Genomic DNA, 6,494 nt, shown 5'->3' with positions numbered 1-6,494 from the left:
CCCATCGGCTGGTTGTTCATCAGCGCGACGAAGAACTCCAGTGGATGGTGGCACTTGAGCCACGCGGCCTGGTACGCGGTTATGGCGAACGCGTGCGAGTGCGACTCCGGGAACATGTAGTGCCCGTTGATCTTGCCGAATATCTTCAGCGCGGTCTCTTCAGGTACGCCCCTATTCAGCGCGCCTTCCATGAACCTCTGCTGGTGCATCTCGATCAGGTGCTCGCTGTTGGGCCTGGAGAAGGCGCGGCGCACCTCGTCGGCCTCGGCGGCGGTCATGCCGGAGACGTCCTTGATGAGCTGCACCACCTGCTCCTGCCACACGATGATGCCGTAGCCCCGTGCCAGTGCGCGCTCCTCGAGCGGGTGGTCGTACTCCCACTCTGCGTCGTGCCTGTACCGGTCGACGAACTGCGATACCGCGCTCCCCTGCACTCCCACTCCTGGACGTATCAGCGCCACCTGGTACGCGAGGTCGAGCAGGTCGCGCGACTTGAGACGCTGCGCCATCTTGAGCTGTGCCGGCGACTGCAGCAGGAAGACGCCCTTGGACTTGCCCTCGTTTATCATGTTATAAACATCAGCTTCTTCCGGGTCTATCCTGCTGAGATCGGGACGCTTTCCCTGGCGCTCCTCGACGAGGTCCAACGCCTCCTCTATCTGGTCGAGCACAGGCAGCGACAGGATGTCGATCTTGGCGAATCCCGCGTCGGCCACGCTGTCCTTGTTCCAGTCCATGATGTACCGCCCATCCGTCGCACCTGCCCTTATCGGCACCATCTCCGGTATCGGAGAGCTGCTGAGAATCATGCCGCCGACGTGCTGGCCCAGAAGCTTCGGAGCCCCAGCTAACTGGGGAGCAAGCTCTAGCAGGTCCTTCCAACCAGATGCGTCCACGCGCTCCCGGAAAGACGGAAGCTCCATCATCTCCTCCCTGAGGTTCACGGCGTTGTGCGACTCGATCTGCCTGGAAAGCTGTCTCGTCTCCTCCTGCGGAATGCCCAGCGCCTTGCCGAGGTCCTGGACGACCCCCTTGAGCCGGTACGTGGAGATCGCTCCGGTCAGCACTGCGTACTCAGGCCCGAAGTGCTGGTGGACACGCTCGATCAGCTCGTCCCCGAGACCCCTCGGGAAGTCCAGGTCGATATCTGGCAGCGTGGACATGTCTTCTGAGATGAACCGTTCGAGCGTAAGGTCCCACTTGATCGGGTCGATGTGACTGATGCCGATCAGGTATCCCACCACCAGCGCGACCGACGACCCTCGCCCCCTTCCAGGCGGCCTCTCCTCCACCGGTGTCTCAGGCCTCATCAGCCCGCGCTCCTCCATGATCCGCTGCGCGATGAGCGCGATCTCCCGGTACAGCAGCAGGAAACCCGCCAGCCCGTGGGTATCGATCAGCCTGAACTCGTCGTTCAGCCGCTGCTCCACCTCCCCGGACACAGAGCCGTAACGTCGTACCGCTGCCTCGTCACAGAGCCTCCTCAGGTAGCTCAGCGGCGTGTAACCGTCCGGCACGTCCGGGTCGGGAAGCGTGTAGCCGAGGTCCGTGCCCAGATCGAACTCGCACTGCTCCGCGATGCGCACCGTGTTGGAGACCGCCTCCGGAAGCTCCTCGAACAGCGCCTCCATCTCGGTATGCGACTTAAGGTGCAGGTGATGGTTGGGCCGCAGATGCGGGAGCGCCTGGTCGATGGTAGTGTTAAGTCTCGCCGCGACCAGCGCGTCCTGCAGCCGCGAGCGCTCCAGACAGTGGTAGTGGACGTCGTTGGTGGCCACAACCGGCGCTCCGACCTCGCGAGCCAGCTTCACGAGTTCCCTGTTGCGTTCCGTATCCCCGTACAGAAAATTGCGGTTGAGTTCGACGTACACTGAGTCCGTGCCGTACCACTCCATGTAGCTTCCCAGGAGCGCGCGTGCCTCGCTGATGCGACCGCTTACGACCAGGTTGGATAGCCGCCCGTCGCGCCCACCTACCAATGCGACCACGCCTTCAGAGTGCTCCGGCAGACGCGAGGGGTCGACCTTCGACTCCCGACGGTCGACGGCGTTGGCGAGCGTGAAGAGCTGGGAGATGTTCGAGTATCCCGCCCGGCTCCTGGCCAGCAGCGTGAGACGCGAGTCGTCGGTCAGGGTCAGCTCTCCGCCTGTGATCGGGCTCACCTCGAGGCTGTTGGCGAGACGCGCGAACTCCAGCGCGCCGCAGAGGTTCGTGTCTGTCAGCGCCAGCGCGGGATAGCCGTACTCCTTCGCGCGAGCCAGCAGCTCGTGCGTGTGGGACGCTCCCAGTCCGAAGGAGTAGAAGCTCTTGGCATGAAGCTCTACGTAGCCGGAGACCATGACTCTGTCAGAATCTCACGCGCTCTGCCGGTACCAGCGGCCTTCCACCCGGTCCCTGAACAGCGTGACCTGCCTGCCGTCGCCGGGATCGACCCGGTAGTAGGAGCGCGCCACCGGCTCAGGGAGCCACCACAGGTCGAACGTCCACGCGTCGGATATCGTCGCCACCTGCTGCCAGCGACGCTCGAGGCACACCGACACCGGCTCGCGCTCCGTCCCCTCCTGCACCTCCACGGGTCTCGGCGAGTGGAGCGGCTTGATGGCGTCCGCGCCCGCCGGGTCGATGGGCACCTGCAGCGCGCGCATCTCGGGCGCGGGGTGCCACGGAGCGACCTGCGCGACCCTGTACAGCGAGTGTTCGCCGTTCATCCGCGCCCTTAGCTGCCGCTCGACCTCTTCGAGACGCCGCCTGCCCTCGTGAACGTCCTTCAGCAGTCCCATCTGCATCCCCGACTCCCCGGTGAACTCCGACAGCGTGAGCGTCACGTCTTCCACGGTGATCTGAGGCGGGTCAAGCTCGACCTGGCTCCTGACCACCACGGACGCCGCCTCCCACGTGCTGGCCGGCTGCTTGAACCGGACGACCTTCTCCCACGGCTGAGAACGCGACGCCGTGCACTCGATGGACGCCGCGCCCACGTACCTGCTCCTCATCTCCGGACGTGCATAGGCCCGTCTGAGGAGCGCGTCCACCGCGACGAACAGCACGTGCATGGACGACGAGTGGTACGGCAGTTGCGTGTGCTCGACTATCGACTCCTCGTACGCGATGGGCACGACCGGCCTGTCGTCTATCCCGTTCGACAGCGCCCATGCCCGTCTGCCGTCCGTGCCGAACTGGTCTGCAAGCACTCGCTCCCTCATGGTCGCGGCGTCGCCCATCGTGTGCAGTCCGAACCGGCGCAATCCGATCTTCACGTTGGCGGACACTGGAAGCAGCTCAACAGGATGCGGCGCGAGGAAGGCCCTCACGTCGTCCGGCACCCTGGACGCGCCGAACGCCCTGCTCATGCGAGCCGCCACGAACGCCGGGAACTTCGCGTCTGCTATGCCGACTCGTGGATGCAGGTACTCAGGGACAGCGTTCAGCAGCGTGGAGACGACTCCCGCCTCGCCCCTGTACAGGTCCTCGAGGCCGTCCACCCGCACGTACGCCGTGCCTGTCTCCGCTCCCTCGACACGGTCGCTGATCCCCTGCAACGAAGTGAGCACCTGCCCGAAGGTCCGGCGGTAGTATGGCTCGTCCGCATCAAGTACGATGGCGTTGGCGTGGCGCGACACCGCCTGCTCCGGGGTCATGCCGATCATCACCCCGGCAGCTTCGGGGAAGCGGTCGACCACTATGGGTATCCCGACGGACGGGTTGCGGTCGACGATCAGCGCAGGCTTCCCCTTCAGGTGGGGCCGCCGTCTCATCTCCGCCTTCGCCCTCAGGTGTGTAATGAGAACACAGGCTACTCTCATATCGACTCCTCGATCACCAGTCCCCCCGGTATCGTGGCAGTGGATGTTACAGAACTTGTGTTCTATTTGTCAATCTTTCCCCGGAAACTCACGCGATTCTATTGACATAAGTGCGTATAATGGGCAGCACAATTCATAGGACGAGGAAACACTCATGGCAGACGACTTCCTGTACATATCCCGCAACCGGCTCGAGATGAACCGCGGGCTCAGGCACGCCTACACCGGCGACGTCCCCGCGCCCGTCGTCTACGGCGTCCAAGGCGCGCTCAAGAGCCACTATGGCGTGCCCGAGGACCGCTGGACCACATCGTCTCAGCCGTCGGTGGTTGAATGTACGGCACCCTGCGACGCGCCCTTGAGGCGCGTGGAATCGACATCTCCCCCGAGGACTATGTAGCCACAGTCGAGGGCAGGATAGAGGGCACCGAGCACACCATCAGGATCTCCAGCATCAACGTCCACTACGAGTTCCCGGTGCCGGACGATAAGCGTGAGGCCGCCGACAGAGCCCTTCGGGTACATCCCCAGGGCTGTCCGGCCCACGAGAGCGTCAAGGACGCCATAGACATCACCTGGACTGCCGATATCAGCAACTGAAATCGCAGCCAGGATTGAATAACCAGACTGCCGTTATAAGCGTAATACGCTCCAACTTTGTAAGCCCCCCGTAATGCACGAAATGCAATCGCAAAGGAGGAAAAGGCGAGGACAATGGCAGCAGAAAACGTACAGCAGGGAACATTCGGACGTTTCTTCCAATCGTACACAGACGAGTTCTACCTGATATTCAGGGTCGCCTTCGCAGCGCTGGTTGGCATGCACGGCGCGCAGAAGGCGTTCCTGCTGTGGGACTTTCCCGCAGGGGCGAACCCGAACGGACTCGGCACGCTGGTGGACATCGCCGGCTGGGTGGAGCTCATCGCGGCGTTTCTCATCGGGCTCGGCGTTCTGACCCGACTGGGTGCCGGCGCGCTGGTCGTGACGATGATCGTCGCGTACTTCGGAGTACATGCGGCTCTCAGCCCGGTGTGGCCGTGGCCGCACCTGTACCCCAATCCTCCTGACGGAGGCAACGCGTTCGTGGCGCACGGTGGAGAGGTCACTATCCTGTGGTTCCTCTGCGCGGGCATCATCGGAATCCTCGGCAGCCGCAGATGGGGTATCGAGCGATACTTCTTCGGCAAGGAGCTCCTGTAAGGAGCTGCCAGCGACCATCGAGTGAGGCGGTCTGAGTCCAACGCACTGACCGGCAGCTATGACGCACTCGTAGTGGGCGCGGGCCCCAACGGCCTGTCGGCCGCGATAGCCATCGCACAGACTGGGCACTCTGTGCTGGTTGTCGAGGGCCGGGACACGGTCGGTGGCGGCGCACGGTCCGCCGAGTTGACACTGCCCGGGTTCCTGCACGATGTGTGCTCCGCGATACACCCGCTGGCAGTGGGTTCGCCGTTCTTCCCCACGCTGCCGCTGTCCGAGCACGGGCTGGAGTGGGTCCATTCTCCCTCGCCGCTGGCTCACCCACTCGACGACGGCACGGCAGTGACGATGGAGGACTCAGTCGACGAGACCGCCGAGGGCCTGGGACCAGACGCGTCCTCGTACCGCAAGCTGTTCGGCCCTCTCGTTAGGAACTGGGACAAGCTCAGCTCCGACGTCATCGGTCCGCTGCGATTTCCGCGTCACCCGCTCGTGACAGCGCGCTTCGGGCTGCTCGGCCTGCGGTCGGCCGTGTCGGTGGCGCAGTCCCACTTCGAGGGTGAGCGGGCCAGGGCGCTGTTCGCCGGGATCGCCGCGCACTCGGTGCTGCCTCTCGAACGTCCTGTCAGCGCAGCGGTCGGACTCGTGCTGGGAGCCAGCGGTCACGCAGTCGGCTGGCCGATGCCGCGTGGCGGAGCACAGCGAATAGCAGACGCTCTTGCCTCCCACCTTACCTCGCTCGGAGGCCGGATCGAGACCGGCGTAACGGTGGATCGGCTGGAGGACGTGCCCGACGCGAACGTCACCCTACTCGACGTTACGCCGAGGCAGGTCGTCAGCATCGCCGGAGACAGCCTGCCCGACCGCTTCCGGCGCAAGCTCGAGGCGTACCGCTACGGCCCGGCGGCGTTCAAGGTGGACTGGGCGCTGGACGGACCGGTGCCCTGGACTGCCCCTGAGTGTGCGCGGGCCGGCACGGTGCACCTGGGCGGCACGATGGCTGAGGTCGCTCAATCAGAGCGCGAGGTGTGGAACGGACGTCACCCGGAGCAGCCATTCGTGCTGCTCGCCCAGCCGAGCATATTCGACTCGTCCCGCGCACCCGAGGGCAAGCACACGGCGTGGGCCTACTGCCACGTCCCGAACGGCTCCGACTTCGATATGACAGACAGGATCGAGGATCAGATAGAGCGCTTCGCTCCCGGGTTCCGCGAGCGCATCCTGGCGAGGAGCGTACGGCCCCCGGCGGCGCTGGAGGAATACAACCCGAACCTCGTCGGCGGCGACATCGGCGGAGGAGTCCAGGACCTCGGCCAGCTCTTCTCGCGTCCGGTCAGTATGTTCGACCCCTACTCCATACCGTCGACCGAGATATTCATCTGCTCATCGTCGACTCCGCCCGGAGGAGGCGTGCACGGCATGTGCGGCTACTTCGCAGCCCAGGCCGCGCTGCGTCGGCTCGACCGCTGATATTCTGTTCCTGCCGAGGCT

At 64.5% G+C, this 6,494-nt stretch carries 5 protein-coding genes; 3 read left to right on the top strand and 2 right to left on the bottom strand.

Translation table 11 applies throughout. The annotated features are described in order from the left end of the window. Together J4G14_10700 and J4G14_10695 are read right to left on the bottom strand one after the other, a co-directional pair. On the bottom strand, window positions 1–2,339 hold a 2,339-nt coding region (locus tag J4G14_10700; protein ID MCE2458267.1), incomplete at its 3' end, for a DNA polymerase III subunit alpha. Between the two features lie 15 nt (window positions 2,340–2,354). Next, window positions 2,355–3,803, bottom strand: a complete 1,449-nt coding sequence (locus J4G14_10695; GenBank protein MCE2458266.1) for a hypothetical protein — start codon at window positions 3,801–3,803, stop codon at window positions 2,355–2,357. A gap of 333 nt (window positions 3,804–4,136) precedes the next feature. Between J4G14_10695 and J4G14_10690 the strand changes: the two genes are divergently transcribed. From J4G14_10690 to J4G14_10680, 3 genes are all read left to right on the top strand, one after another. Then, on the top strand, window positions 4,137–4,403 hold the full coding sequence (locus J4G14_10690) for an OsmC family protein (GenBank protein MCE2458265.1): 267 nt from the start codon (window positions 4,137–4,139) through the stop codon (window positions 4,401–4,403). Between the two features lie 114 nt (window positions 4,404–4,517). Then, window positions 4,518–5,003, top strand: coding sequence for a DoxX family protein (locus J4G14_10685; GenBank protein MCE2458264.1), 486 nt, complete (start codon window positions 4,518–4,520; stop codon window positions 5,001–5,003). Window positions 5,004–5,048: 45 nt separating this feature from the next. Next, window positions 5,049–6,473: an NAD(P)/FAD-dependent oxidoreductase gene (locus tag J4G14_10680; protein ID MCE2458263.1), complete on the top strand. Its 1,425-nt coding sequence runs from the start codon at window positions 5,049–5,051 to the stop codon at window positions 6,471–6,473. Window positions 6,474–6,494: the final 21 nt, after the last annotated feature.

It is taken from the genome of Dehalococcoidia bacterium, from assembly GCA_021295915.1.
In the GTDB taxonomy this organism is placed as follows: domain Bacteria; phylum Chloroflexota; class Dehalococcoidia; order Lucifugimonadales; family UBA1123; genus VXRN01.
This window is presented reverse-complemented; position numbering and strand designations above follow the sequence as displayed.

Excerpts from the sequence above, each read along its gene's own strand:
- J4G14_10695 (MCE2458266.1), bottom strand. The coding sequence starts at position 3,803 with ATGAGAGTAGCCTGTGTTCTCATTACACACCTGAGGGCGAAGGCGGAG.
- J4G14_10685 (MCE2458264.1), top strand. The coding sequence starts at position 4,518 with ATGGCAGCAGAAAACGTACAGCAGGGAACATTCGGACGTTTCTTCCAA.
- J4G14_10690 (MCE2458265.1), top strand. The coding sequence starts at position 4,137 with ATGTACGGCACCCTGCGACGCGCCCTTGAGGCGCGTGGAATCGACATC.